The 24,761-nt window shown below is 64.5% G+C and carries 25 protein-coding genes, 1 pseudogene and 1 riboswitch; of the genes and pseudogenes, 10 read left to right on the top strand and 16 right to left on the bottom strand.

Annotated elements, in window-relative coordinates; genetic code table 11:
* Positions 1-15: 15 nt before the first annotated feature.
* Positions 16-1,128, bottom strand: a complete 1,113-nt coding sequence (locus tag GN330_RS14955) for a 2'-deoxycytidine 5'-triphosphate deaminase (RefSeq protein WP_425487170.1) — start codon at positions 1,126-1,128, stop codon at positions 16-18.
* A gap of 76 nt (positions 1,129-1,204) precedes the next feature.
* Positions 1,205-1,282: riboswitch (SAM riboswitch) on the top strand.
* Between the two features lie 44 nt (positions 1,283-1,326).
* On the opposite strand from GN330_RS14955, the gene GN330_RS14950 reads away from it, so the two are divergent.
* Positions 1,327-2,520 (top strand): O-succinylhomoserine sulfhydrylase, encoded by a 1,194-nt coding sequence (locus GN330_RS14950; RefSeq protein ID WP_156713467.1) that lies wholly within the window; start codon positions 1,327-1,329, stop codon positions 2,518-2,520.
* A gap of 46 nt (positions 2,521-2,566) precedes the next feature.
* On the opposite strand, the gene GN330_RS14945 is transcribed toward GN330_RS14950, so the two are convergent.
* Positions 2,567-3,169, bottom strand: a complete 603-nt coding sequence (locus GN330_RS14945; protein ID WP_343040781.1) for a CDP-alcohol phosphatidyltransferase family protein — start codon at positions 3,167-3,169, stop codon at positions 2,567-2,569.
* A gap of 142 nt (positions 3,170-3,311) precedes the next feature.
* Between GN330_RS14945 and apaG the strand changes: the two genes are divergently transcribed.
* On the top strand, positions 3,312-3,704 hold the full coding sequence (gene apaG / locus GN330_RS14940; protein WP_156713465.1) for a Co2+/Mg2+ efflux protein ApaG: 393 nt from the start codon (positions 3,312-3,314) through the stop codon (positions 3,702-3,704).
* A 22-nt stretch (positions 3,705-3,726) separates the two neighbouring features.
* Here apaG and GN330_RS14935 read toward each other — a convergent pair whose 3' ends face one another.
* Genes GN330_RS14935 through GN330_RS14925 form a run of 3 tightly spaced genes read right to left on the bottom strand, consistent with a single transcriptional unit; the run spans position 3,727 to position 6,857 of the window.
* Entirely contained in the window at positions 3,727-4,722 is a 996-nt protein-coding gene (locus GN330_RS14935) for an Hsp33 family molecular chaperone (protein WP_343040702.1), read from the bottom strand.
* On the bottom strand, positions 4,715-5,674 hold the full coding sequence (gene argF / locus GN330_RS14930) for an ornithine carbamoyltransferase (protein WP_156713464.1): 960 nt from the start codon (positions 5,672-5,674) through the stop codon (positions 4,715-4,717). The genes GN330_RS14935 and argF overlap by 8 nt, the downstream gene beginning before the upstream one ends.
* Positions 5,667-6,857 carry an aspartate aminotransferase family protein gene (locus GN330_RS14925; RefSeq protein ID WP_156713463.1) on the bottom strand — a complete coding sequence of 397 codons (1,191 nt, stop codon included), beginning with the start codon at positions 6,855-6,857 and terminating at the stop codon, positions 5,667-5,669. Before GN330_RS14925 ends, argF begins: the two co-directional genes overlap by 8 nt.
* Positions 6,858-7,255: 398 nt before the next feature.
* On the opposite strand from GN330_RS14925, the gene GN330_RS14920 reads away from it, so the two are divergent.
* Entirely contained in the window at positions 7,256-7,771 is a 516-nt protein-coding gene (locus tag GN330_RS14920; protein ID WP_156713462.1) for a GcrA family cell cycle regulator, read from the top strand.
* A gap of 135 nt (positions 7,772-7,906) precedes the next feature.
* Here the strand turns inward: GN330_RS14920 and phoU are convergent, their stop codons facing one another.
* Complete coding sequence (gene phoU, locus GN330_RS14915) at positions 7,907-8,611, bottom strand: phosphate signaling complex protein PhoU (protein WP_156713461.1); 705 nt, start codon at positions 8,609-8,611, stop codon at positions 7,907-7,909.
* 76 nt (positions 8,612-8,687) lie between these two features.
* Positions 8,688-9,956 (bottom strand): ATP-binding protein, encoded by a 1,269-nt coding sequence (locus GN330_RS14910; RefSeq protein ID WP_156713460.1) that lies wholly within the window; start codon positions 9,954-9,956, stop codon positions 8,688-8,690.
* Between the two features lie 123 nt (positions 9,957-10,079).
* Between GN330_RS14910 and ppk2 the strand changes: the two genes are divergently transcribed.
* Positions 10,080-10,982 carry a polyphosphate kinase 2 gene (ppk2, locus tag GN330_RS14905; RefSeq protein ID WP_156713459.1) on the top strand — a complete coding sequence of 301 codons (903 nt, stop codon included), beginning with the start codon at positions 10,080-10,082 and terminating at the stop codon, positions 10,980-10,982.
* Here ppk2 and GN330_RS14900 read toward each other — a convergent pair.
* The 4 genes from GN330_RS14900 to GN330_RS14885 all read right to left on the bottom strand — a co-directional run bounded on the left by GN330_RS14900 (position 10,969) and on the right by GN330_RS14885 (position 15,345).
* Entirely contained in the window at positions 10,969-12,999 is a 2,031-nt protein-coding gene (locus GN330_RS14900; protein ID WP_343040701.1) for a glycosyltransferase family 2 protein, read from the bottom strand. The two genes, ppk2 and GN330_RS14900, sit on opposite strands and share 14 nt — an antisense overlap.
* A gap of 73 nt (positions 13,000-13,072) precedes the next feature.
* Entirely contained in the window at positions 13,073-13,822 is a 750-nt protein-coding gene (locus GN330_RS14895; RefSeq protein ID WP_156713458.1) for an enoyl-CoA hydratase-related protein, read from the bottom strand.
* A 62-nt stretch (positions 13,823-13,884) separates the two neighbouring features.
* On the bottom strand, positions 13,885-14,523 hold the full coding sequence (locus GN330_RS14890) for an acyl-homoserine-lactone synthase (RefSeq protein WP_156713457.1): 639 nt from the start codon (positions 14,521-14,523) through the stop codon (positions 13,885-13,887).
* A gap of 90 nt (positions 14,524-14,613) precedes the next feature.
* A complete protein-coding gene (locus GN330_RS14885; RefSeq protein WP_156713456.1) occupies positions 14,614-15,345 on the bottom strand; it encodes a helix-turn-helix transcriptional regulator in 732 nt (243 codons plus the stop codon).
* Between the two features lie 170 nt (positions 15,346-15,515).
* On the opposite strand from GN330_RS14885, the gene GN330_RS14880 reads away from it, so the two are divergent.
* Entirely contained in the window at positions 15,516-16,349 is an 834-nt protein-coding gene (locus GN330_RS14880) for an ABC transporter substrate-binding protein (RefSeq protein WP_156713455.1), read from the top strand.
* Here the strand turns inward: GN330_RS14880 and GN330_RS14875 are convergent.
* Together GN330_RS14875 and GN330_RS14870 are read right to left on the bottom strand one after the other, a co-directional pair.
* On the bottom strand, positions 16,336-17,220 hold the full coding sequence (locus GN330_RS14875; RefSeq protein ID WP_156713454.1) for a sterol desaturase family protein: 885 nt from the start codon (positions 17,218-17,220) through the stop codon (positions 16,336-16,338). The two genes, GN330_RS14880 and GN330_RS14875, sit on opposite strands and share 14 nt — an antisense overlap.
* Before the next feature lie 95 nt (positions 17,221-17,315).
* The gene (locus GN330_RS14870) at positions 17,316-17,729 is read right to left on the bottom strand and encodes a tellurite resistance TerB family protein (protein WP_425487169.1); all 414 of its coding nucleotides are present in this window, start codon (positions 17,727-17,729) and stop codon (positions 17,316-17,318) included.
* 367 nt (positions 17,730-18,096) lie between these two features.
* Here GN330_RS14870 and GN330_RS14865 point away from each other — a divergent pair, with 367 nt between their 5' ends.
* Positions 18,097-18,927, top strand: coding sequence for a TIGR00282 family metallophosphoesterase (locus GN330_RS14865; protein ID WP_156713453.1), 831 nt, complete (start codon positions 18,097-18,099; stop codon positions 18,925-18,927).
* A gap of 76 nt (positions 18,928-19,003) precedes the next feature.
* Positions 19,004-19,792 carry a TerC family protein gene (locus GN330_RS14860; RefSeq protein ID WP_156713452.1) on the top strand — a complete coding sequence of 263 codons (789 nt, stop codon included), beginning with the start codon at positions 19,004-19,006 and terminating at the stop codon, positions 19,790-19,792.
* A 48-nt stretch (positions 19,793-19,840) separates the two neighbouring features.
* Here GN330_RS14860 and GN330_RS14855 read toward each other — a convergent pair whose 3' ends face one another.
* Both GN330_RS14855 and GN330_RS14850 read right to left on the bottom strand, forming a co-directional pair.
* A complete protein-coding gene (locus tag GN330_RS14855; protein WP_156713451.1) occupies positions 19,841-20,410 on the bottom strand; it encodes a tetratricopeptide repeat protein in 570 nt (189 codons plus the stop codon).
* Positions 20,410-21,228 (bottom strand): MBL fold metallo-hydrolase, encoded by an 819-nt coding sequence (locus GN330_RS14850; RefSeq protein ID WP_156713450.1) that lies wholly within the window; start codon positions 21,226-21,228, stop codon positions 20,410-20,412. Before GN330_RS14850 ends, GN330_RS14855 begins: the two co-directional genes overlap by 1 nt.
* A gap of 162 nt (positions 21,229-21,390) precedes the next feature.
* Between GN330_RS14850 and GN330_RS14845 the strand changes: the two genes are divergently transcribed.
* Positions 21,391-22,140 carry a YebC/PmpR family DNA-binding transcriptional regulator gene (locus GN330_RS14845; RefSeq protein ID WP_156713449.1) on the top strand — a complete coding sequence of 250 codons (750 nt, stop codon included), beginning with the start codon at positions 21,391-21,393 and terminating at the stop codon, positions 22,138-22,140.
* A gap of 51 nt (positions 22,141-22,191) precedes the next feature.
* Positions 22,192-22,421, top strand: a pseudogene (locus tag GN330_RS14840) (Rdx family protein).
* A gap of 124 nt (positions 22,422-22,545) precedes the next feature.
* On the opposite strand, the gene rpmE reads toward GN330_RS14840, so the two are convergent.
* A complete protein-coding gene (gene rpmE, locus GN330_RS14835; RefSeq protein ID WP_156713448.1) occupies positions 22,546-22,767 on the bottom strand; it encodes a 50S ribosomal protein L31 in 222 nt (73 codons plus the stop codon).
* Positions 22,768-22,958: 191 nt separating this feature from the next.
* On the opposite strand from rpmE, the gene GN330_RS14830 reads away from it, so the two are divergent.
* On the top strand, positions 22,959-24,761 hold the full coding sequence (locus GN330_RS14830) for an ABC transporter transmembrane domain-containing protein (protein WP_156713447.1): 1,803 nt from the start codon (positions 22,959-22,961) through the stop codon (positions 24,759-24,761).

The raw sequence follows: 24,761 nt of genomic DNA, 5'->3' as shown, positions 1-24,761 counted from the left end.
GCGGGCCGCGCCGGCTCAGCGAAAGTGCTTCGACAGTTTCAGCCCCTGGGCCTGATAGTTCGAGCCGAGATCGGCGCCGTAGAGCGCGCCGGGCGCGGAGGCCATGTGCTCGTAGACCAGCCGGCCGACGACCTGGCCGTGCTCGAGGATGAACGGCACCTCGTGGCTGCGCACTTCCAGAACGGCGCGGCTGCCGGTGCCGCCAGCGGCCGAGTGACCGAAACCGGGATCGAAAAAGCCCGCATAGTGGACGCGGAACTCGCCGACCAGCGGATCGAACGGCGTCATCTCGGCGGCGTAGCCAGGCGGAACATGGACGGCCTCGCGCGAGACCAGAATGTAGAACTCGTCGGGATCGAGGATCAGTTCGCGCCGGTCGCGAATGTCGAGCGGTTCCCAGAAATCGGCGACATCGTGGGCGGCGCGCTGGTCGACATCGATCAGCGCGGTGTGATGCTTGGCCCGGTAGCCGATCAGTCCGCCATCGCCACCGGCCCCCTCGAGATCGATCGACAGCGCGATGCCGCCGCCGGTAATGTTGGGCGTGTCGGAGGCGACCAGCGTCTCGGCGTCATGCAGGGCCAGCAGCGCGTCCTCGTCGAGTGCCGCCCGGCCGCGCCGGAAGCGGATCTGCGACAGGCGCGAGCCGGTGCGCACGACGATCGGAAAGGTGCGCGGGCTGACCTCGAGATAGAGCGGGCCCTTGTAGCCGGCGGGGATTTTGTCGAATTCGGGTCCGAAATCGGCCATGACGCGGGTGAAGATGTCGAGCCGGCCGGTCGAGCTTTTCGGGTTGGCGGCCGCCGAAACGCCCTCGCCCAGTTCCAGCCCCTCCAGAAGCGGCACGATGTAGACGCAGCCCGTCTCCAGGACCGCGCCGTCCGTCAGGTCGACCTCGTGCAGTTTCAGCCGGTCGAGCTTGTCCATGACGCGATGACGCGGGCCGGGCAGAAAGCTCGCGCGCACGCGATAGGCTTTCTCGCCCAGACGCAGATCGAGGCTCGCCGGCTGGACCTGGTCGGCATCGAGCGGCACCGGTGCGGCCAGCGCACCGGCCTCGAACAGGGCCGAGATTTCGTGATCGGGCAGAATGCCAGTCTTGCGCAAGGTCGGCGGCTCCCGGGCCAATCGACAATCATGTTTCGGGCGCGGCGAGCATTAGCGGAGCAAGTTGTTGACGCAAGGCCGGCAGCCGTTTATTGGAAACTTATCCCGTGGTGATTTGGCCGGTCGGCTTGCAGCCACGTTAAACAAGTCGCTAAAGGGCCGAACGCAAGCCGGTTCGCGACTTTCCGCGACCGGTTTTTTTGTGTTCGAGGCAGAGCCATGACAAGCGAAACGAAGCGCAACTGGAAACCCGCGACCGCGCTGGTCCACGGCGGAACGCAGCGTTCCGCCTTCGGCGAAACCTCCGAGGCGCTCTATTTGACGCAGGGTTTCGTCTACGACAGCGCCGAGGCGGCCGAAGCGCGCTTCAAGGGCGAGGCGCCCGGCTTCATCTATTCGCGTTATGCCAACCCGACGGTCGACATGTTCGAACGGCGCATGTGCGAGTTGGAGGGGGCCGAAGAGGCCAGGGCAACGGCCTCCGGCATGGCGGCAGTGGCGGCGGCGCTGCTGTGCTCGCTCTGCGCCGGCGACCACGTCGTGGCCGCGCGCGCCTTGTTCGGCTCGTGCCGGTGGATCGTGGAAACCTTGATGCCGAAATACGGCATCGAGACCACGCTGGTCGACGGAACCGACATCGACGCATGGAAGCGCGCGGTGCGCGCCAACACCAAGCTGTTTTTTCTCGAAAGCCCGACCAATCCGACGCTCGAGGTGATCGACATCGCCGCCGTCGCCGAGATCGCCAATGAGAGCGGCGCGCTGCTGGTTGTCGACAACGTGTTCGCCACGCCGCTGCAGCAAAAGCCGCTCGCGCTCGGCGCGCATGTGGTCGTCTATTCGGCGACCAAGCATATTGACGGCCAGGGCCGGTGTCTGGGCGGCGTCGTGCTTTCGGACAAGGCCTGGATCGACGAAAAGTTGCACGACTATTTCCGCCACACCGGGCCGAGCCTGTCGCCGTTTAACGCCTGGACGCTGCTCAAGGGGCTGGAGACGCTGCCGTTGCGGGTACGCCAGCAGACGGAAAGTGCTGCCCGGATCGCGGGTCATCTCGCCTGCCATCCGGCGATCGAACGCGTCGTCTATCCGGGCCGCAACGACCACCCGCAGGCCGAGATCATCGCGCGGCAGATGACGGGCGGCTCGACCCTGATCTGCTTCGACGTCAAGGGCGGCAAGGGCGCGGCCTTTTCCTTCCAGAACCGGCTGGATCTGATCCGCATCTCAAACAATCTCGGCGACGCCAAGAGCCTGATCACCCATCCGGCGACGACCACGCACAAGAACCTCGCCGAGGCGGCGCGACTGGAACTCGGCATCAATCCGGGCACGGTCAGGCTTTCGGTCGGGCTCGAAGACGCCGACGACCTGATCGACGATCTCGACCGGGCCCTGGCCCAAGCGGCCTGATCTTTCGGGCCTTTCACGGCGTGACGCCCATCAAAGGCTGCGATGTTCAGAAACTGCGCCTGGCCAGCACGATGCGCGAGACCGCCGTATAGGCTGTCAGCGCGGCGAAGGCATAGGCCAGAGCGGCAAAGCCGCCGGGCAGGAGGCAAAACAGGGTAAACAGCAGGATCGTCTCGGTCGCCTCCGCAAGCCCGGTGGTGAAGAAGATCGATTTTTCGCCGCGCACGTCGCTCGACAGCCCGCGCCGCTCGGCCATGATGGCGAACGCCAGAAAACTCGCGCCGTTGACGTAGAAGGTGAAAATCAGCACCGCGCCGGCGACCGCATTGGCCGCTGGATCGAGCAGCACGAAGCCCAGCGGGATCGCTCCATAGAAGACGAAGTCGAGCACGATATCGAGGAAGCCGCCATAATCGGTTTTGCCGTCGAGCCGCGCCACGGCCCCGTCCAGACCGTCGCCCAGACGGCTGATCAGCAACAGCGCCAGCCCGGACCAGAGATAACCGAAGGCGATCGCGCCGGTCGCCGCCAGCCCGATCGCGCAGGCCACGACGGTGACAGTGTCGGCGCCGACGCCGGTCGCGGCCAGTTTCCTGGCAAGTTCGTCCAGCACCGGGTCGAGACGCGGCTTGATCCAGCCGTCAAGCACGACCGAAACTCCGCCCGGCCGCATGGGCGGTTTCCGGCATGGATCGAAAAAAGGCGCCGCGGCGCATGTGTGTCGATCGCGGCTTGACCCATGGGGCCGGCTCGGCAAGGATTCTGTGCATGAACGTTCGGGAGCCTCAATGATGTATCAGGCGACAACGCGAAACATAGAGGTGCGCGTGGAGCCTTTCTATCTCGACGAGCGCTCCGACCCGTCACAATCGCGCTATGTCTGGGCCTATCGCGTCACCATCGCCAACAATTCGGACGCGCAAGTACAGCTTCTGTCGCGCTACTGGCACATCACCGACGGAGAAGGACGGGTCGAGGAGGTCCGTGGCGCCGGCGTCGTCGGCGAACAGCCGGAACTCGGTCCCGGCGACAGCTTCCAGTATACGTCGGGCTGCCCGCTTACGACGCCCTCGGGCATCATGGCCGGCCGCTATACGATGCGCGACGCGGCCGGCGACATGTTCGAGATCGACATTCCAGCCTTTTCGCTCGATCTGCCCGACGACGGCCGCACGTTGAATTGAACGAGCGTGAACGCCCCTGCCGTCAGTCGCCACCAGCCCCGTCGAATTCGGCCGGATCGAATCGGTATTCCTTGGAGCAGAACTCGCAATTGACGCGGATTTCGCCGTCTTCGACACTTTCGGCGATTTCCTCGCCGGAAAAACCGTCGAGAATGGCGCTGATCTTCTCGCGCGAACACGAACAGTCGTCGGCCACCGTCTGCCCGGGAAATACCACGACACCGTGCTCATGGAACAGACGATAGAGCAGCCGTTCGGTCCCGATCGTGGGATCCAGCAATTCGTCCGGTTCAATGGTGGAAAACAGGGCGAGCAGTTCGGCCCAGGCGTCGTCGAGATGCACGGGTTCGGCGGCGGCGGTTTCGCCGTCGCCGCCCGGCAGGTCGGGCAAGCGCATGCGATCGGGCGCGTCGGGCAGGAACTGCGCCAGCATGCCGCCAGCGCGCCACGAGGACTTGCCGCCGCCGGCTTCCGGCAAAAGCTGGCGCGCCACCGACAACCGCACCTCGGTAGGGATCTGCTCCGACTGCCGGAAATAGGTGCGCGCGACCTCCTCCAGCGAGGTGCCGTCAAGCTGGACGACGCCCTGATAACGCTGCATGTGCGTGCCCTGGTCGATCGTCATGGCCAGCACGCCGGTACCCAGCAATTGCTCGGGTGTGGTGTGTCCCTCCTTCTGCGCGCGGGCGAGCCTGGCCTCGTCGAAACGGGCATAGGCGCGCATCGAGCCGCGCGCGGCGAAATCGGCAACCAGCATGTCGACCGGTCCGTCGGACTGGGTCTGCAGGATGAGCTTGCCGTCGAATTTGAGCGAACTGCCCAAGAGCGCGGTCAGCACTAGACACTCGGCCAGCAGCCGGGCCACGGGCTCGGGATAGTCGTGCCTGTCGAGCATGGCGTCGAGGGCGGGCCCCAACTGAACCGCCCGGCCGCGCACGTCCAGCGCCTCGACCTGAAACGGCACGATGACGTCGTCACCGGCATGGCCGAAATCACCGAGCTTCAGCTGTTCAGTCACCGGCGCCCGTCCCCGCCAGACACCAGGCGAGTACTGCCTTTTGCGCGTGCAGCCGGTTTTCCGCCTCGTCGAACACGACCGAGTTCGGCCCGTCGATGACGGCGTCGGTCACTTCCTCGCCGCGATGAGCGGGCAAGCAATGCATAAACAACGCGTCGGGCTTGGCGTGTTTCATCAGCGCTTCGTTGACCTGGTAGGGCACGAAGACATTGTGTCCGCGGGCGCGATGTTCCTGGCCCATCGACACCCAAGTGTCGGTCATGACGCAATCGGCGTCGCGTACGGCGTCCTCGGCCTTGTCGTGGAACGTGATCCTGGCGCCCTCACCGCGGGCCCAGGCGACATAGGCCGGCTCCGGTTCCGAACCTTCGGGGACGGCGATGTTGAGTGCGAACTGGAAGCGGGCGGCCGCCTCGACCAGCGAATGAAGCACATTGTTGCCGTCGCCGGTCCAGGCAAACAGCCGATCCTTGACCGGGCCGCGATGCTCCTCGAAAGTCAGAACGTCAGCCATGATCTGGCAGGGATGGGTCTCGTCGGTCAAACCGTTGACGACCGGCACGCTCGCATTGGCCGACATTTCCAGCAGGCGCTCGTGCGAGGTCGTGCGGATCATGATCAGGTCGACATAGCGCGACAGCACCTTGGCCGTATCGGCGATCGTCTCGCTGCGGCCGAGCTGCATCTCGGTTCCTGTCAGCATGATCGTTTCGCCGCCGAGCTGGCGCATGCCGACATCGAACGACACCCGCGTCCTGGTCGAGGGCTTGTCGAAGATCATCGCCATGACCTTGCCCTCCAACGGCCGCTCGCGGGCGCCCGACTTCAGCACCGCCTTACGCGACTTCGCGTCCTCGAGAATGACGCGCAGGGTCGCCGGCGGCAGCGCCGACAGATCGGTGAAATGGCGCGGCCGCGCATCGGCCTGGCAGCGGGCCGTGACCTCAGGCATCGACGGCCACCTTGACCAGTTTTTCGGCGGCGTCGCGCATATGGCCGAGCGCCGCGCGGATTTCCTCGTCCGACACCGTCAGCGGCGGCAGAAGCCTGACGACATTGTCGCCGCCGGGAACCGTCAGCAAGTTTTCATCGCGAAAGGCGAGCGTGACGGCGGCATTGGGCTGGCGGCACTTCAACCCCAGAATGAGCCCGGCGCCGCGGAATTCCTCAAACACCGCCGGAAAGGCATCGACGATTTCGGCCAGTCCCTGACGCAGGAGCAGCGATTTGCGGTTGACCTCATCCAGGAAGCCATCCTCCAGAACGACGTCGAGAACGGCGTTGCCGACCGCCATCGCCAGCGGATTACCGCCGAACGTGGTGCCGTGGACGCCGGTCGTCATGCCCGTTGCGGCGTCGTCCGTTGCCAGGCATGCGCCGAGCGGAAACCCGCCGCCGATGCCCTTGGCGATCGCCATGATGTCGGGCTCGATGCCGGCCCATTCATGGGCGAAAAGGCGTCCGGTACGCCCGACGCCGCATTGGACCTCGTCCAGAATGAGCAGGATGCCGTGCTCGTCGCACAGTCCGCGGATCGCCTTCAGCATGTCGTTGGGAACGGCGCGAATACCGCCCTCGCCCTGGACCGGCTCGACGAGGATGGCGGCCGTGGCCGGCGTGATCGCGTTTTTCAGGGCCTTGAGGTCGCCGAAAGGCACCTGGTCGAAACCTTCGACATTCGGACCGAAACCTTCCAGATATTTTTTCTGGCCGCCGGCCGCGATCGTGGCCAGCGTGCGGCCGTGAAAGGCGCCTTCCACGGTGATGATGCGATTGCGCTCCGGCCGGCCGGCGACATAATGATAACGCCGCGCCGTCTTGATCGCGCATTCTAGGGCTTCGGCGCCGGAATTGGTGAAAAACACCTTGTCGGCGAAGGTGTTTTTCACCAGTCGTTCGCCAAGCCGGCTCTGGCCGGGGATCTCGTAGAGATTGGAGACGTGCCACAGCTTGCCGGCCTGCTCGCCAAGGGCGGCGACCAGGTGCGGATGCGAGTGACCGAGCGAATTGACCGCGATGCCGGCGGCGAAGTCGAGGAAGCGCTCGCCATCCGCCGTGATCAGCCAGCTGCCTTCGCCACGTTCGAAGGCGAGCGGGGCCCGTGCAAAAGTTTCGTACAGCGCTGAACCACTCATGAGCGCACGCTCCGTTCCGCGTTTCGGATCGGCCGCAAGGCCTTGCAAATACCGGCTGCGGCCACCAAATCAAAAAGCCGCCCTCCGGGCGGCCGCGTCGTCAGCATATCGGTTTTTTTGTCGCCAAAGTCAATGTCGCGGCCATGTCGAAGGCGGAAGCCGGACCCACGTCCGGCGGGGCCCGGCGATGGCAAGTTGGGGAAAACCGAAAAATAGGATTCAGCGAACCGGCGCGACTCTTGTCACGGAGTCGGCCCCTATTGTAGTTTGAGCGCAAGAAAAAACTATATTTCGTGCGGCGGACAATCTCACCGGGTACATCTCGTGTCCTCCTGGCGCTTGCCAGGACGGGGAGCGATTCCGATTCCGCCACCCGAATGCACCAGGAGCATATGCGGATGAACTGGACGGATGAAAGGGTCGAGCTGCTCAAGAAGCTATGGGCGGAAGGCTTGAGCGCGAGCCAAATCGCGGCCCAGTTGGGCGGCGTGAGCCGCAACGCCGTGATCGGCAAGGTTCATCGCCTGAAGCTTTCCAGCCGCGGCCGCGCGTCCGCCGCGCCGAGCCGGCCGAAGAAGACCGCGCATTCCGGCGCCACCGGCAAGCCGGTGCCACGCACCTCCGGCGGACGCATCCTGCCACAGACAGTGGGCGCCAACGCGCTCAACACCGCTCTTGATGCCGACGCCGCCCCGCGTCCGGCGCTGCGGCCGTCCGAGAATGTGGTGGTGCCGATCTCGCGCCGCCTGTCGCTGGCCGATCTGACGGAGCGGACCTGCAAATGGCCAAACGGGGATCCGCTACATGAGGATTTCCATTTCTGCGGCAATGAATCGGCTGAAAGCGGCCCCTACTGCACCTACCATGCCCGCCTGGCCTTCCAGCCGGCCTCCGAGCGCCGGCGCCAGCGCTGAGCGAGCGCCACAACGACAGTCGCCAGACCACTCGTATACGAGCCCCGCGCCTTGCGGGGCTGTCGGCGTTTCAATCGGAGCAACGGATGCGACTTGCAAGCGACGGCGCTATTTCGCCTGCGGAGCCTTTCCCCTTTAGATGACGACCTTGTGGCTCTTGTCTTCCTTGGGACGCTCGGCCGGCATCAGATCGCCGGTCACGATATGGTAGACGGTTTCGGCGATGTTGGTCGCGTGATCGCCGATCCGCTCGATATTCTTGGCGCAGAACAGCAGATGGGTGCATGAGGCGATGTTGCGCGGATCCTCCATCATATAGGTGAGCAGTTCGCGAAACAGCGAGGTGTACATGGCGTCGATGTCGTCGTCGCGGTCGCGCACCTGGCCGATACGGGCGACCGATCGCGTGGCGTAGGCGTCGAGGACTTCCTTCAACTGGGTGAGCGCAAGCTGCGCCAGCGCCTCGAGCCCGCGAAAGAGTTGGATCGGCTGTGCGGCGTCGCTCAGCGACACGACGCGTTTGGCGATGTTCTTGCCAAGATCGCCGACACGCTCAAGGTCGGAGGAAATTCTGATCGCACCGATGATTTCGCGCAGATCGTCGGCCATGGGCTGGCGCCGGGCAATGATGATGACGGCTTTGTCATCGACGTCGCGCTGGGCCTCGTCCAGCGCCATGTCGTCAGCAACGACCTTGCGTGCCAGATCGACATTGGCGGCCACCAGGGCCTGGATGGCCTGATCCACCATGCGTTCGGCATGGCCGCCCATGAAGGCGATCCTGTTGGCCAAGAATTTCAGCTCCTGGTCGTAGGCGTTCATGATGTGGTCTGACGTCATCGCGGGCCACTCCAAGGCGCAAGCTCGGTCTTCTGTACTCCATGCGCGTGACCTAAAAAAGAACACGCCAAACGGCTTAGCGCGCCGGGAACTGAACCGTGAAGGCGGCCCCCTCGCCCGGCCACGAGCGTATCGTCAGGCGTGCGTCGTAGCGGGTCAGGATATGCTTGACGATGGCCAGGCCCAGCCCCGTTCCCTTCTGTGCCCGGCTGGTTTCGGCGTCGATCCGGTAGAACCGCTCGGTCAATCGCGGGATATGCTCTTCGGGAATGCCGGGGCCGAAATCCCTGACCGTGACGCTGGGGCCGGCGGCGGCTTCGCCCTTGCCCGCATCCAGCAAAACCAACACTTTGCCGCCGGACTGGCCATATTTGCAGGCGTTTTCCACCAGATTCTCGAACACTTGGATCAACTCGTCCGGCTGACCGAGAATTTCGACCGGCGCGGTCGGTATCTGCTTGACGATCGTCACGCCCACCTCGGCGGCCAGTTGGCTCATCGCGTTGACGACGCGGTCGATCACCTGGTGCAGATCGACCGCCTTCGACGGCGCGGCATAGGTCTTCATCTCCAGACGCGACAGCGACAGCAGATCGTCGATCAGCCGGGCCATGCGCGCAGTCTGGTCCTGCATGATCTGGAGGAAATGATCGCGGGCTTTGGCGTCGTTGCGGGCAGGACCGCGCAGGGTCTCGATGAACCCGGCGACGGAGGCGAGCGGAGTGCGCAACTCGTGGCTGGCATTGGCGATGAAATCGGAGCGCATCCGGTCGATCCGCCGGGTCTCGCTCTGGTCCTTGAAAACCAGGACGAAAAGATTGGTGCCATGGCCGATCGGCCGTCCGACGATGCGGAACCAGCGCTCGATGGGAACGCGCTCGGCATAGTCGGTGACATGCGGTTCGGCAGCGCCGTCACGAAGCCCGCTCAGAAAGGTCTGGAATTCGGGCGTGCGGAACCGCAATTGGATCAGCGTGCCGGCGCGGAAGTCGCCGAACGCGGCGCGGGCGGCATCGTTGACGTAGACGATCGCGCCTGCCTGGTCGATCATCGCCATCGGATCGGGGATGGCTGCGGCGATATATTCGGCCGGATAAGCCCGAAGCCCGGTCGAGGCCGGCGCCGCCGCGCCGCCGGAAACCCGCTCCGCTTCGCGCTCGCCGGGCCCGACCGCTGCCGCGACCAGGACCGCGCCCATCGCAAGCCCGATGACCGGCCAGTCGAGACCCCCGAGCCAGGCCAGGCCGGCGATGGCCGCCAAAGCGGTCGCAACGAGCCATTTCGCCCGCGCCAGACTGGCCGCGCCGCGCCGTGCCCATCCAGGTGTCGGACCATCAAACGCCATCGAGCCTACCACGCCCCATCTTTTTGCGACCAGTGCACGGGACGCTGGGAACCGGACCGCTGCACTGGACGCCTGCCGGGGCGCCCAATAGCATAGCCGCGACCGTAATTCGGAGAAAAATCAATGTCCAAGGCCGACCTCGCGCATCCGGAGCTGAACGCGGAGCCAATCAAGCTTACCATCGACGGCAAGGAACGCGTGTTCGACATCAACGATCCCAAGCTGCCGGACTGGATCAAGGACAACGACATGGCCTCCGGCGGCTATCCCTATGCCGACAAGATGGACAAGAAGGCCTACGAGGACCGACTCGAACGGCTGCAGATCGAGCTGGTCAAGCTGCAATATTGGCTGCAGGCCAGCGGCCATCGCGTCATGTCGCTTTTCGAAGGGCGGGACGCGGCGGGCAAGGGCGGCACCATATTCGTCATTCGCCAGTACATGAACCCGCGTGTCGCGCGCAATGTGGCGCTGCCGAAACCAACGGAGGTCGAGCGCGGCCAGTGGTACTATCAGCGCTATGTCGAACACTTTCCGACCGCGGGCGAGTTCGTCACATTCGACCGATCCTGGTACAACCGTGCGGTCGTGGAACCGGTGATGGGTTTCTGCACACCTGCGCAAACCGAGAAATTTCTCGGCGAAACGCCCTCTTTTGAACGCATGGTCGTCAATGAAGGCATTCATTTCTTCAAATTCTGGCTGAATATCGGCCAGGAGATGCAGCTCAAGCGGTTTCACGACCGGCGCCACGACCCGTTGAAGATCTGGAAGTTCTCCCCGATCGACATTGCCGGCATGGGCCTGTGGGACGACTATACGCGGCGCCGTGACACGATGATGAAACGGACGCACACCGCGCACGCGCCCTGGACCGTGCTGAAGACCAACGACAAGCGGCGCGCAAGGCTGGCGGCGATCCGCCACATCCTGTCGTCCCTGCCTTATGACGGGCGCGACGACGGCCTGATCGGCGAACAGGACGACAGGATCGTCTGTGCCGGACCCGCCATCATCGGCAGCTGACACGCGAGGCGGCCGGCCGTGAAGGTCTCGATGGGCGACGGAAGCGGGTATGCGGGCTGCGTGCCGGCGCATCGGGTACGGCATGACGCTTGTGCGGCGTCTTTTCCCAATAATGCGGCCACCAGCAAATCTGCCAGCAGGCGCGCAACGCGGCAATCGACATCAGCAGCCAATAGGCTGGCGTTAGCGCGGCGTTCTTCCAAAAGCCGCGACGGTCGGGTTTGTCGAGGCTACGGAAACCCAGAACCAGGAAAGACCCGTATCCGAGCGCCATGTTGATGAGTGCGAGCGTCAGCAGGGCCGCGTCCCCACGATCGAGCGCTCCGGTCAGGGTCAACTTCGTGCCGAGATGCACGACGCTCGCCAGCAGGACGGGATGCGCGAGCGCCGAGGCGATCATGCCAGCGAACATGACCTGCACGGCGATGAAGGAACCCGGCCCGAGTTCGCGATAAAGCCGCGCCGGCCTGCGCATGTGAACGAACCAGGTCTGTATCCAGCCCTTGAACCAGCGCGTGCGCTGGCAAAGCCATACCCTGACCTCGTCGGGAGCATCTTCCAAAGTCGGACAGGCGATCGTCTCGCAGCGATAGCCGAACCGGGCAAAGCGGGTTCCAAGGTCCGCGTCCTCGGTGACATTGTAGGGATCCCAGCTGCCGATCCCGACCAAAGCGCGCCTGCGAAAATGGTTGGACGTGCCGCCGAGCGGGAAGCAAAGCCCGCGCCGCGAAAGCCACGGCAGAATCGCGTTGAAATGCAGCGCATACTCCATCCGGAACATGCGCGGGAGCGCACCCGCTGCGGCATTGGCCACCACGAGGGGTGCCTGGACGCAGGCCAGACGGTCGTCGCCCTCGTGGAAGCGATGCCAGGCTTCGAGCAATTGCATGGGATGCGGACGGTCCTCGGCGTCGTAGAGCGCGACAAACTCGCCGCCGACCGCCGGCAGCGCGTAGGCCAGCGCTTTCGGCTTGGTGCGCGGCTCGCAGGGCGGGACCTGGATGATCTCCATCCACGGTCTCAGCCGTTGGCGAGCGATGGCTGCAAGTGTGAGCGCATCATCGGCCTCGCAGACGAACTTGATCTCCAGCTTGCTGCGCGGCCAGACGATCCGGGCGAGCGCCCGGAAGAGATCGTCGATGACCTCGGCTTCCGAATGCAAGGCGACCAGGATGGTGTAGACCGGCAGAGAGCGCGCGTTCGCTAGTGCAGGTAGCCGCGGATTGGCGGGCCCCGCCTCCCTTAACGCCGCCAGCCGAAGCCCGACGCACATGAGAAAGACGGTGGTGATGACCGCGAAAGCGGACCATGTCGTGGCCCGCGGTGCCAAAGCATAGGCCACCGGCGCGCCGACCAGCAGCAGGCCAAGCATCAGCCCCTGCCAGGAAGTCGCGCCCTGGCGGGCGGAAAATTCCGGCCGGCTTGCGAACAGGCCGCGCAGCGCCTCGCCCAGCAAAAGCCGGCGCGCCAGATGCAGCAGCGCGGCACGCAAGGTGCCCGGCGCGACCAGCCGCAGGCGGCTGACAAGCTCAGCACGATCGGCAAAGCGACGATGTGCCTGGCCAGGATTGAGGGTCGTCGACGACAGCAGCACCCGTGACAGGCCGCCTGCGTCGGTTCGCACGTGAAGCTGCCCGCGAGGCCGGGCAAGCAGCATGCGCAATTCGGCGTCGCGCAGGATCAGCGTCCGGGGTTGCACGGCGGGCTCGAATCGGAGGCCGATCTCGGCCGCCAACGTGCGATAGAGCGCGTCTTCGGGCAACACGCCGGCGACGTATAATTCGTCAAGCAATTCGGTTCCGTTGGCGTTGGCGCGCGCGGCAAGCCGCAGCGCGTCGTCCTCGGTTATCCGAAGCCGACGCAGCAATCCGCTCCAGCCGTTCAACGCCGCCATGCCGGCGAGCAGCCGCGCGGCTTCGTGCCACGGCGGCCGCCACGCCAGCCGCGCGCGCGGTGTCTTCAACCCTTCCGGCACGGCGGGCAGCACGCGCCGGCCCCTTTCAAGGTGCTGCTGCACTCTCCCCTCCCTCGCAAGGACGTGCTCGACTCCGTTGTCCCCTCGACCCGGCACGCCCGGTTTGCGGCCGGCGTCAGGCGGCCATGCGCGCAATCCGCTTGAGCCTGCGCAGCGTCGCTTCATCCTGTAAGGCGTCGTGAAACAGCGAGACCTCCCGGTCGATGCGCGCGCAGAGCTGGGCGGTGTCGCCCTTCAGCAGACCCCGCGTCTGCGCAAGCGCCCGAGCCGGCTTCTTCGCCAGTTGCCAGGCGACCCGGGCAGCGGCAGCCTCCGGTTTTTCCGCTTCCAGCAGGTCGGTCACCAAGCCGAGCGCATGGGCCTTTTTGGCGTCCAGCGTTTCGCCGAGGCAGAAGAAGCGGAAGGCGTTGGCATATCCCAGTTTTTCAGGCGCGAGAATGCTGGTCGCCGCGTCGGGCACAAGGCCGAAATCGACGAACGGCACCCGAAACGTGCTCTGGGCCGAGGCAAAGACTAGATCGCAATGGAAAAGCACCGTGCACCCCACGCCGACCGCGTCGCCGTCGACGCAGGCCAGTATGGGCTTGGGAAAGGTCGCCAGCATGCGAAACATGTCGGTTACCGCCCCGATCAGGGATTGATGCTTGTCCGCGTCGAGGAATTCCGAAAGATCCCCGCCGAGGCAAAAGCACCCCGAAAGGCCGCGCAGGACCACCACGCGGACGTCGTCGCGCGCCGCCGCGTCGCGCAGAGCCTGCGCCAACCTCAGATAGGCCCGATGATCGAGCACGGGGCGGCCGTCCGCGCCCGACAGCGTCAGCGCGAGGGTGTGATTGCCGAATTCGATGACATGTTTGTCGTCCATGATTTATCTCCCATCGTCCATGGCCGCGCGACCGTTGCCGGTTCGCGGCGTCCCATCTGATGTCAGGACGCGCGCCGAAAGACCTCGTCCTCCGGCATGCCGCGGCTCAGAACCGGCGCGTGATGACTGCGGCGGCCTCGAACCACGTCGAGCGTCTGTTCGTTGAAGGTCAGCAATGTCGCGACAACCTGCTGGCGGCCATAGGTCCGTTGATAGCCGAGCGGGCGCGCCAGAAAGCTGAGTTGCAGAGCGCGCAGCACCCACATCGGCTCGAACTCGATGATGACCTGGTCGACGCCGCGTTCCAGCCCCCATTCGACGAAGCCGGCGATCAGCTCGCTGCCGACTGTGGACACGCCGCGCCGGCCGTCCCGATGCGCGTGGGCGACGGCGTAGCGGGTCAGTTCGAAGACGTTGGAGCCCTTCGGCCCCTCGCCCTCGCAAAGGTCGGACAGAACGTCGGTCAGCAGATGCGGGCGCGTGGTCGGCAGCATGCGCTGGTACCCGGCGAGCCGGCCATTGCGCATGCACAGATGATGGACCGCTTCATCGTGGTCGAACTGGTCACTCTCGCGGCTGTCGGGACTGCGAAGATCGTCCCAACCCATCTCCTCGACAAAGATCTTGTGTCTTAGCCGGCGAACCTCGTCCCACAGATCGGGCCGGGCGGCCAACTCGTTCGTCGTCAGTGCGTAGATCATGTTTCCCTCCTGTGGATGGAGAGAAAAACTTACGACGAGTCGAGGGAGCGAACATTACGTGATCACGTAATGCCCTACGCGATCGCGCGGTCAGGAAATGTAACCGTGGCGGATGGCTTCGGCGACGGCGTGCACGCGGTTGGCCGCGCCCAATTTCCGCTTGGCATTGAGCAAATGCTTTTCGGACGTATGTTCGGAAATTCCGAGAATCTGGGAAATCTCCCACTCCGACTTTCCCTCCGCGGCCCATTTCAGGCACTCGGTTTCGCGTGGGGTCAGATCGGGCCGCTGATCGAATATCGCCTGGGCGTTTTGCAATTGCATGGCGCGCCCGATCGCATAGGTGGAAGCCAGGGACACAACCCCCACCCCTTCAGGGGAGATATCGACGGCCTCGCCGCCGAGGGAAACCATGACGATCGTGCCCTCGATGGTGATCAGCGGAAAGGCGAACCCGTCCTTGAGTTTGAACTCTCCGGCATCGCCCATGACCTGACGGGCAGTCTTGCCGGCTTGCAGTTCGCTGGTGGCGCTGCGCCAATTCACCATTGTCGGGGAGCGTTTGATATAGGTGACGACCGGATCCTGGTCGACATAATTGCGCGCAACGTAGCGCTCAAGCCAGTCCTGCGGCCAATCGCACAGCATGACATGGCTTTTCTGCTTGCCCTTGGGCGTTCCCGGGCGCGGCACGGTGCCGGCCATGATCGCGGTCAGGCCGAAACCGCGCGTCAGCTCGAGCAGCTGCCGGCACACTGTTTCCGGCGTTTCAGCCCGATCCAACTCTTCGATAAATTGCAGTGTATCGTCGAACTGCCCCATTCTTGACCCCAAATGGCCGGATTGGAATCGCAACGCACTATAACGTGTGCGAATTTTCGATCTATTAACCGATGGTTGCAAAACCGACAAACGGTTGGGCCACGACACGGGAGGGTGAAAACTACGCTTTCACGTGCTAGCCATGGCACCTGGCGGTTGGGAATTTACGCATGCTGAGAGCCCTGTGCACCTTGTTCCTCTATCTGGCTCTGGCGGCGAACCCGGCGATCGCCGAGCCCGTCATTCCCAATCTCTGGGATACGCGCGAAAGACTGTCGAAGCCGGAAATCGGCGAGCTCCCGCGCCTGCGTTTCCTGACTACGATCGATTTTCCGCCCTTCAATTTTCTCGACCGCAACGGGCGTCTCAGCGGCTTTCACGTCGATCTCGCCCGCGCGATCTGCGCGGAATTGTCGCTCGAGGAGCTATGCCAGATCCAGGCGCTGCCCTGGGATGAACTGTCCAGCGCCCTGGAGGCCGGCCAGGGCGAGGCGATTCTGGCCGGCCTGGCGGTGACCACCGAGAGCCGCCGGCGCTACGCGTTCTCGCGGCCTTATCTGCGACTGCCGGCCCGTTTTGTGGCGGCGAAGGACAAAACCGTCGCCGAACCCCTGCACGAAACGCTGGCTGCCAAGCGCGTCGGCGTGCGCGGCGGGAGTGTCCATGAAAAGATACTGCGCGAGCTGTTTCCCGATCTGCGCCCGGTGATCTATTCGCGCTCCGACTGGATGCTGGACGATGTGCGCCAAGGCAAAACCGATGCGGCGTTCGCCGACGGCATGGCACTGTCCTTCTGGCTTTCCGGCTCCGAATCGCAAACGTGCTGCCGCTTCGTCGGCGGTCCCTACCTGCTACCGGCCTATCTCGGCCCCGGCATGGCGATCGCGACACGGCGCGGCATGCCCGAACTCGCTGCCGCCTTTGACTATGCGCTGCACGAGATCAACGCCAACGGCACCTTCGCGGAACTTTATCTGCGCTATTTCCCGGTCAGCTTCTTTTAGGCCCGGTAGTTTCCAACCGTTCCTCTTTGGCCGGCTCCGGCGGGTTGGCGCCGGCAAACCGCATCGCGCGGAACGGCAGCGACAGCGCCCATACGAGGCGGGACGGCGCGTCGCCGCGAAAATCCGGCAGCCCGATTTCCATTTCGTCGTGACCGAGGCGCGGCTGGTCGCGATAGGTGCGAAACAGCCGGTCCCAGAACGGAAAGTTGAAACCGTAATTGGAGTCGGTCTCGGCGCGGACCGAGGAATGGTGGACCCGGTGCATATCGGGCGTGACCAGCACGCGGCGCAAAAGCCGATCGATGGCAAGCGGCAGCCTGGCGTTGGAATGGTTGAACATCGAGGTTCCGTTGAGCACGATCTCGAACACCAGAACCGCAAGCACCGGCGGTCCGAGCGCGACCACGACAGCGGCCTTCCAGACCATGGAAAGCAGGATTTCCAGCGGGTGGAAGCGCAGGCCGGTGGTCACGTCGAAGCCGGTATCGGCATGATGCATCCTGTGGATGCGCCACAATAGCGGTATCTTGTGGCTGGCGACATGCTCCAGCCAGACGGCGAAGTCGAGCAGGACGAAGCCGACAAGCCCGGCAAGGCGCGGATCGAGGTCGAAACGGCGCAACACACCCCAGCCGCGGCTTTCCGCCCACACGGCCGCTCCGACGGCGGCCGCCGGAAAGATCAACCGCAGCAGGATCGACGAGATCAGCACCATCGATAGATTGGTGAACCAGCGCCGCGCCTTGAACGCGCCCACCATCTCGGCCCGTTCGAGCCGGGGCGACCACAATTCGAACGCGGCCATGGCGCCGAATATGGCAAGAAAGGCGGTCAGGCGCGCGGCCGCCTCGGATATCTCGAACTCCTGCATATTTCCACCACCGGCTTTCGATCGCTCAGGCCGTCAGTGCCACCGCGCAATGGCAAACGCCAATCAACACGCGGTGAGCGCGCTCTTGCGTGCGATCAGACGGTGCGATGGCGCACGACCGCCGCCCGTTCGATCGCCGCCGCCGTCAGCGTGTCGACGCCAAGCTGGGCGCGCAGCAATTGCAGGATGCGAAGTTCCTCGGGCCGCACATGCAGATCGGCCGCGGCGATCTCGACGGCGATTGCATAGGCGGTGTCGTGCAGGCGCACCGGCACCACCTCCACGATCGAGGCGAGGATGGCGTTGAGCGCGCCCTCCTGTTGCAGAACCGCCTGGCTCTTCTTGGCCACGTCCAGCAAAGCGTCCGGATCGAAGCTGGCGAAGACCGGCATGGTGCGCACGACACTGCCCATCTTGGCCAGTTCGCGGTCGGTCATGTTGCTGTCGGAGGCCGATACCACAACCATGATGTGGATCAGGGCTTCCTGCACGCTTTCTGGCTTGATCACCGCAAAACTCCGTCCGGCAAGGTCCGGTGCAAGGTAGGAAGCCGCATGCTGCACCGCAAGGAAAAATGTGTCCCACTATTGACGCTGCTCGCGGACACGAAAGACCAAGGCCGGGCGATCGCAGTTGGATGAGCGGAAACAAGACCCTGCCGCCTTTCCGGCGCGGACGGCTTTTCCGCTCCAACCGTGTCGAAATCCTTGTCCGATATCCATATCGCGCGGCGGATTTCTTCTAGCCGGACCGAAAAATCCATTCCGCCAAACTGCTTCCATTCAACGGTGAACGTCTCTAGATGAAGGTTCATCGCCGGTGATCGGGTCGTGACCCTTCGCCGGCATCGCGCGACGTAAGCAGGTATCCGGCCTAATGAGGCTTCTTTTTCTCGGCGACATGGTGGGGCGGACCGGGCGCACGGCGGTGTGGCAACGCCTGCCCGGCCTGATTTCCGATTTCCGGCTCGATTTCGTGATCGTCAACGGCGAAAACGCCGCCGGCGGTTTCGGCATCACCGAAGACATCTTCAGGACGACGCTAGAGGCCGGCGCCGATGTCGTGACCACCGGCAATCATGTGTGGGACCAGCGCGAGGCGCTGGAGTTCGCGCCACGCGAGGAACGGTTCCTGCGTCCCGCCAATTTTCCCGGCGGCACGCCGGGGCGCGGTTCCGGCGTCTTCGTCGCCAAAAATGGTGCGCGGGTAATGGTCGCCAACATTATGGGCCGGGTTTTCATGCATCCCGAACTCGACGATCCGTTCCAGGCGGCCGAGCGCGAGCTCGCCGCCTGTCCGCTGGGCGAACAGGCGGACGCCGTCGTCATCGATTTCCACGCCGAGGCGACCAGCGAAAAGATGTGTTTCGCCCATTTCGTCGACGGGCGGGCGAGCCTCGTCGTGGGCACCCACACCCACCATCCGACCGCGGACCACCAGATCCTCAATGGCGGCACTGCGTTCATGTCGGATGCGGGCATGTGCGGCGATTACGATTCCTCGCTCGGCATGGACAAGGAAGAGCCGCTCAACCGGTTTTTGTACAAGGTTCCCAAGGGGCGGTTCGAGGCCGCGGCCGGGCCGGCGACGGTCTGCGGGCTGGGCGTCGAGATCTCCGACCGCACCGGTCTCGCCGAAAAAGTCGCACCGCTCAGGCTCGGACCGCGCCTGGAGGAGACGGTCCCCGCCTTTTGGAACGAAGGTTGACGCCGCGCGGCGCCACGTTATTTGATTCCGACCGCCACGCCGACAATTTTCAACCGAACCGCCAAGGGACGCTCGTATGGCACTGATGGATTTTCTGGCGCCGCACTTTGTCTGGCTCAACGACCCGACCGCGTGGATCGCGCTTGCAACACTGATCGTGCTTGAAGTCGTTCTCGGCATCGACAATCTGATCTTCATCTCGATCCTGACCAACAAGCTGCCCGTCGAGCAGCAGAAAAACGCGCGTCGGATCGGCATCGGCGCCGCTTTGGTGCTGCGGCTGGTGCTGTTGGCCACGATCTCCTTCATCGTCCAACTCACGACGCCGGTCTTCACCGCCTTCGATCACGGCTTTTCCTGGCGCGACCTGATCCTGATCGCAGGCGGCCTGTTCCTGGTCTGGAAAGCGACCAAGGAAATTCACCATTCCGTCGATCCCGAAGACCCCAAGGACGAAATCGTCGGCCGGGCCGTGACACTGGGTATCGGTGCGGCGATCTTCCAGATCCTGCTGCTCGACCTGGTTTTCTCGATCGATTCGATCATCACCGCCGTCGGCATGACCGACGAGATCGCGATCATGTATATCGCCGTCATCTGCGCGGTGACGGTGATGCTGATCGCCGCCGAGCCGCTGTCGCGCTTCATCGCCAAGAATCCGACCATCGTCATGCTGGCGCTCGGCTTCCTGCTGATGATCGGTACGACGCTGATCGCCGACGGCTTCGGCTTCCACGTGCCGAAAGGCTACATCTATGCCGCCATGGGCTTTTCGGCGTTGGTCGAGGCGCTCAATATGCTGGCGCGGCGCAAACGCCAGCGGCAAAAGGCGGCCTCCGCTATTGATGAGCGGAGCGGCGTATAAGGCCGCTTATCCTCGGCTGGAGGTCGGTCGTTCCTAGATCCGGCCGGGTCAGATGTCGTCGCCGGCCGGAGGCGGTGGCGTGTCGGCGTCTTCCGGTAGGAGCAATGAACGCTCCTTCAGCCAGGGGTGGATGTCGACTGCCCGGCGCAGGGCCTGTTGAGCGAGTTTCATGCGGCCCTGGCTCATCAAGACGATCGCTTTGCCTGACAGGGCGCCGAAATGTTTCGGCTCGAGCGCGAGCGCGCGGTCGATGTCAGCCAGCGCTTCGTCGGGATTGCCCTTGAGGAAGTGAATGAAGGCGCGCTGGTTCCAGCCCTCCGCGTAATCGGGCGCGGCAACGACGACGCCGTCGAGCAGGTCGAGCGCTCGGCCTAACTCATGGCGCTCGCGCGCGGCCATGGCATCGGCGACGTCGCTGCGGATCGCCTCATTCGGCGCCTGCGCCATCCACATGCGCCAGATGGCGTCCTCGACGGCCCGGCCCCTGGCTTGCGAGGGCGCGGCCTTGAGTTCGGCGAACAGGCGTGCGCGCAAGGCCGGCACATCGCCCTGATCTTGCGTGACGGCCGGGCCGCTCGCAAGCATGAGCGCCAGACAAAGCGCAATCAGGACGTTCATCACACCCCGTCCAGGACCAGGATGGTCGGCCGTCGCGGCAGGCTGGCCAGAGAGACGGTGAAGCCGCGCTCGCTGGAAAAATCGACGGCGAAATTCTCACCCATCATCGACAGGAATTCGCCGATCGGCGTGGAATGGCGGTGCATGGGCAGCACGATCGAAGAATAAAGCCGCCTGGCGATTTCGCTCATATTGACGAGCGATTGCGTCATGCCGCCATCGACCGGCACCATGACGATGTCGAGCCGGCCGATGGCGGCATAATGGGCGTCTGTCAGATCGTGGTGGAGATGGCCGAGATGGCCGATGCACAAATCGGCGACCTCGAAGATGAAGATCGAGTTGCCGTCCCGTTCCATCGTGCCGAACCGGCGGATGTCGGTCGGCACGTTGCGGATATAGACGTCGTCGACAACCAGCGCATGCCGGGCCGGGCCGTCCCCGTCGGGGTTCCAGCCGGGCAGGACATATTCGATCCCGGGGTCGGGCGAAGGAGTGAAATGGGTCCGGTGCGCTTTGTTCATGGTCGCGACACGGGGCAGCGGGTCACGGCCGTATGCGCCGGAGAAATCGGTTGCGATGCGTACGCCGCCGGGCGTCTCGATGATGTAGGTGGAATGGCCGGCATAGGTGATGGTCACGTCTTCGGCCGATACCGTCGAGCCGGCGGGCGTGACACTGGTGAATATCACCCTGGGCAGGGCTTCGGCCACGGCCAGGCACCGCGAGGAAACGGGCGCGCGATCCTGCGCGGCGGCGCCGAGCGTAGCCGCCGCGATGACCAGCACGGTCGCGATCAAGCGCAGAAGAAGGCTCATGCCAGGCTCCTTTCCGTCCGCGTTCGACGCTTATTAGCGCATGGCCGCGCTCGGTCGCGTAGTCACGATTTCGCGAGCGTTCGACGTCGCGCTTCTGGACCTCGTGCGGCGAAATATTTATAAAGCGCGCCAAATCCCCATGATTTGACGACAAGAGGTGCCATGGCCGGCCATTCACAGTTCAAGAACATCATGCACCGCAAGGGGCGGCAGGACGCCGCCCGCTCCAAGATGTTTTCCAAGCTCGCGCGTGAGATCACGGTCGCGGCCAAACAGGGCATGCCCGATCCGGACATGAACCCGCGGCTGAGGCTGGCGATCCAGAACGCCAAGGCCCAGTCCATGCCCAAGGACAACATCCAGCGTGCTGTCAACAAGGCGGCGGGCGGCGATTCGGAAAGTTACGAGGAAGTCCGCTACGAGGGCTACGGTCCCGGCGGGGTGGCGGTGATCGTCGAGGCGCTGACCGACAACCGCAACCGTTCCGCCTCCAATGTGCGCGCCGCCTTCACCAAGGCAGGCGGCTCGCTCGGCGAGACCGGTTCGGTCGCCTTCATGTGGGACCGGGTCGGCGAGATCGTCTATCCGGCCGCGGCGGGTGACCCAGACACGGTAATGGAGGCCGCGATCGAGGCGGGCGCGGAGGACATCCAGTCCGACGAGCACGGTCACACCATATTGTGCGCGTTCGAGGATATCGGCGACGTTTCCAAGGCGCTCGAGGCGGCGCTGGGCGAGCCCGAATCGGTCAAGACGATCTGGAAACCGCAAAACGGCGTGCCGGTGGACGAGGAACGGGCGCAGTCGCTGATGAAGCTGATCGGCGTGCTCGAGGACGACGACGACGTGCAGAACGTCTACGCCAATTTCGAGGTCGACGACGAAACGTTGGCTAAATTGAGCGCTGCCTAGAGCCGCAAGCGCACCGTCGGCACCGTTCATTGCACGCAAGAGCCATGGCTCTTGCGTGCGCCCTGGATGGCGCAGGAATTGCTGCCGACCTTCGGGGCCAACCTGGGCGAAGTGACGCTGGTGCCGGGCACCGGCGGCATTTTCGCGATCACGCTCAACGGCGGGACGATCTGGGATCAGGTGCGCGACAGCGGCTTTCCAGAGGCGAAGATACTGAGCGGCGCGTGCGCGACGCAGTCTGGCCGGAGCGCGATCTGGGCCATGCCGACCGGTCGCGCTGAGCGCCTCCAGGCTTGGCGACAGTCGCCGCGCCGCGCGATAACGAGATCGGCCGTCACCGACGGAACGCCAAAAGAAAACCCCGCCGAAGCGGGGTTTTTCGAAGCCACATGACGTTGGTTCGTCTTAGAGGCCGAGGCCCTCGTAGCGCTTCTTGAACTTCGACAGGCGTCCGCCGCGGTCCATGAGATGCTGCTGGCCACCGGTCCAGGCCGGATGGGTGTTGGGGTCGATGTCGAGGTTGAGCGTGTCGCCCTCTTTGCCCCAGGTCGAACGGGTCATGTATTCGGTGCCATCGGTCATCACGACCTTGATGGTGTGGTAGTCGGGGTGGATTTTCGCTTTCATCGATCTCGTCCTGGTCTTCAACGGCGCTGGTGCCGGCCGCCTGCGGCGATGCGCCTGGTCTGTAAAACTTGAAGCCGCGGCCATTCACGGCTACGGCTTCGCCAAATCCTGCGCGGCCTATACATCAGCCGCCCCGGAATCACAAGACCGTACCGCCGGGCCGCGGGACGCCGCCGTCAGGAGAAGCGCGAATGGCACAATCGCCGGACGAGACCGAAAAGCGCAGGCGTTCGCTCCGGCCGCTGGCGACGCTGTTTCCCTATCTGAAGCGCTATCCCCGGCTCGTCGCCGGCGCCGTCGTCTTCCTGGTGTTGGCCGCGGCAACGACGCTGACCCTGCCGCTGGCCGTGCGCCGCATGGTCGATCATGGTTTTTCCGGTGCCGATTCCGTCTTCATCGCGAATTATTTCACCATGCTGATCGTGATCGCGGCGGTGCTCGCGCTCGCCTCCGCGTGCCGATATTATTTCGTCATCTCGCTCGGCGAGCGTGTCGTTGCCGATCTGCGCCGCGACGTCTTCACCCATGTCACCACGCTGTCACCGGGCTTTTTCGACACGGTGCAGTCGGGCGAAATCGTATCCAGGCTGACGGCCGACACAACGCAGATCAAGTCCGCCGTAGGCGCGACGGCGTCGCTTGCGCTGCGCAACACCATTCTGGGGGTCGGCGCACTCGGCATGATGGTGGTGACCAGCCCGAAGCTGTCGCTGTTGGTGATCGGCGCGATCCCGGTGATCGTGGTGCCGATCGTCGCCTTCGGCCGCGCCGTGCGGCGCAAGTCCCGCGCCGCTCAGGACATGCTCGCCGAGGCGACCGCCTTCGCCAGCGAACAGATCGGCGCGGTGCGCACGCTGCAGGCGTTCACCAATGAGAACCATGTGGCACGCAAATTCGCGGCTGCGGTCGAAAACGCCTTCCGCGCCGCCCAATCCTCGATCTTCGCACGTTCCTTCCTGACCTTCTTTGCCATCTTCATGGTGTTTTCGTCGGTGGTGGCGGTGTTGTGGATGGGCTCGCGCGACGTGCTCGAAGGCACGATATCGCCGGGCACGCTCGGCCAGTTCCTGCTTTATTCGGTGTTCGCGGCCGGCGCGCTCGGCGCGCTTTCGGAGGTCTGGGGCGAGCTCAGCCAGGCGGCCGGCGCGGCCGAGCGGCTTACCGAATTGCTGGTCGAAGAATCGAGCATCCGCACGCCGGCCTCGCCGCTTGCCCTGCCCGAACCGATCCGCGGCCAGGTGACGTTCGACACAGTCGCCTTCGCCTATCCATCGCGGCCGGAACAGTCGGCGCTGCACGGCCTGTCCTTCGAAGTCAGCCCGGGCGAGACGGTAGCGATTGTCGGGCCGTCGGGCGCCGGCAAAAGCACGATCATCTCGTTGCTCCTGCGGTTCTACGACCCGCAGCAAGGGGCCGTGCTGATCGACGGTGTGGATCTTGCCCGAACCGATGCGCGCACCGCGCGCCGCCACATCGCGCTGGTGCCGCAGGATCTGACGATCTTCGCCGCCTCCGTGCGCGACAACATTGCCTTCGGCCGTCCCGGCGCATCCGAGCCGGATATTCTGGCTGCGGCGCGCGACGCCCATGCGGACGAGTTCATCGGCAAGCTCGAAAAAGGCTACGACACGCCGGTCGGCGAGCGCGGCGTGACCTTGTCGGGCGGGCAGCGGCAGCGCGTGGCGATCGCGCGCGCCATCCTGCGTGACGCGCCGATCCTGCTTCTCGACGAGGCGACGTCGGCGCTTGACGCCGAAAGCGAGACACTGGTGCAGGAGGCGCTGGAGCGGCTGATGGAAGGCCGCACCACGATCGTCATCGCGCACCGGCTGGCGACTGTTCTCAAGGCCGACCGCATCCTGGTGATCGACGAGGGCCGGATCGTGGAGGAAGGCACGCATGCCAGCCTGGTTGCGCTGGATGGCGTCTATGCCAGGCTTGCCCGGCTGCAATTCGAGACGGGCGCGGGGGCGTTGCGCCGCGCGGCGGAGTGA

This window comes from Nitratireductor arenosus (genome assembly GCF_009742725.1).
Taxonomy (GTDB): domain Bacteria; phylum Pseudomonadota; class Alphaproteobacteria; order Rhizobiales; family Rhizobiaceae; genus Mangrovimarina; species Mangrovimarina arenosa.
The sequence above is the reverse complement of the archived record's forward strand: the minus strand, read 5'-3'. Positions and strand labels throughout refer to the sequence as shown.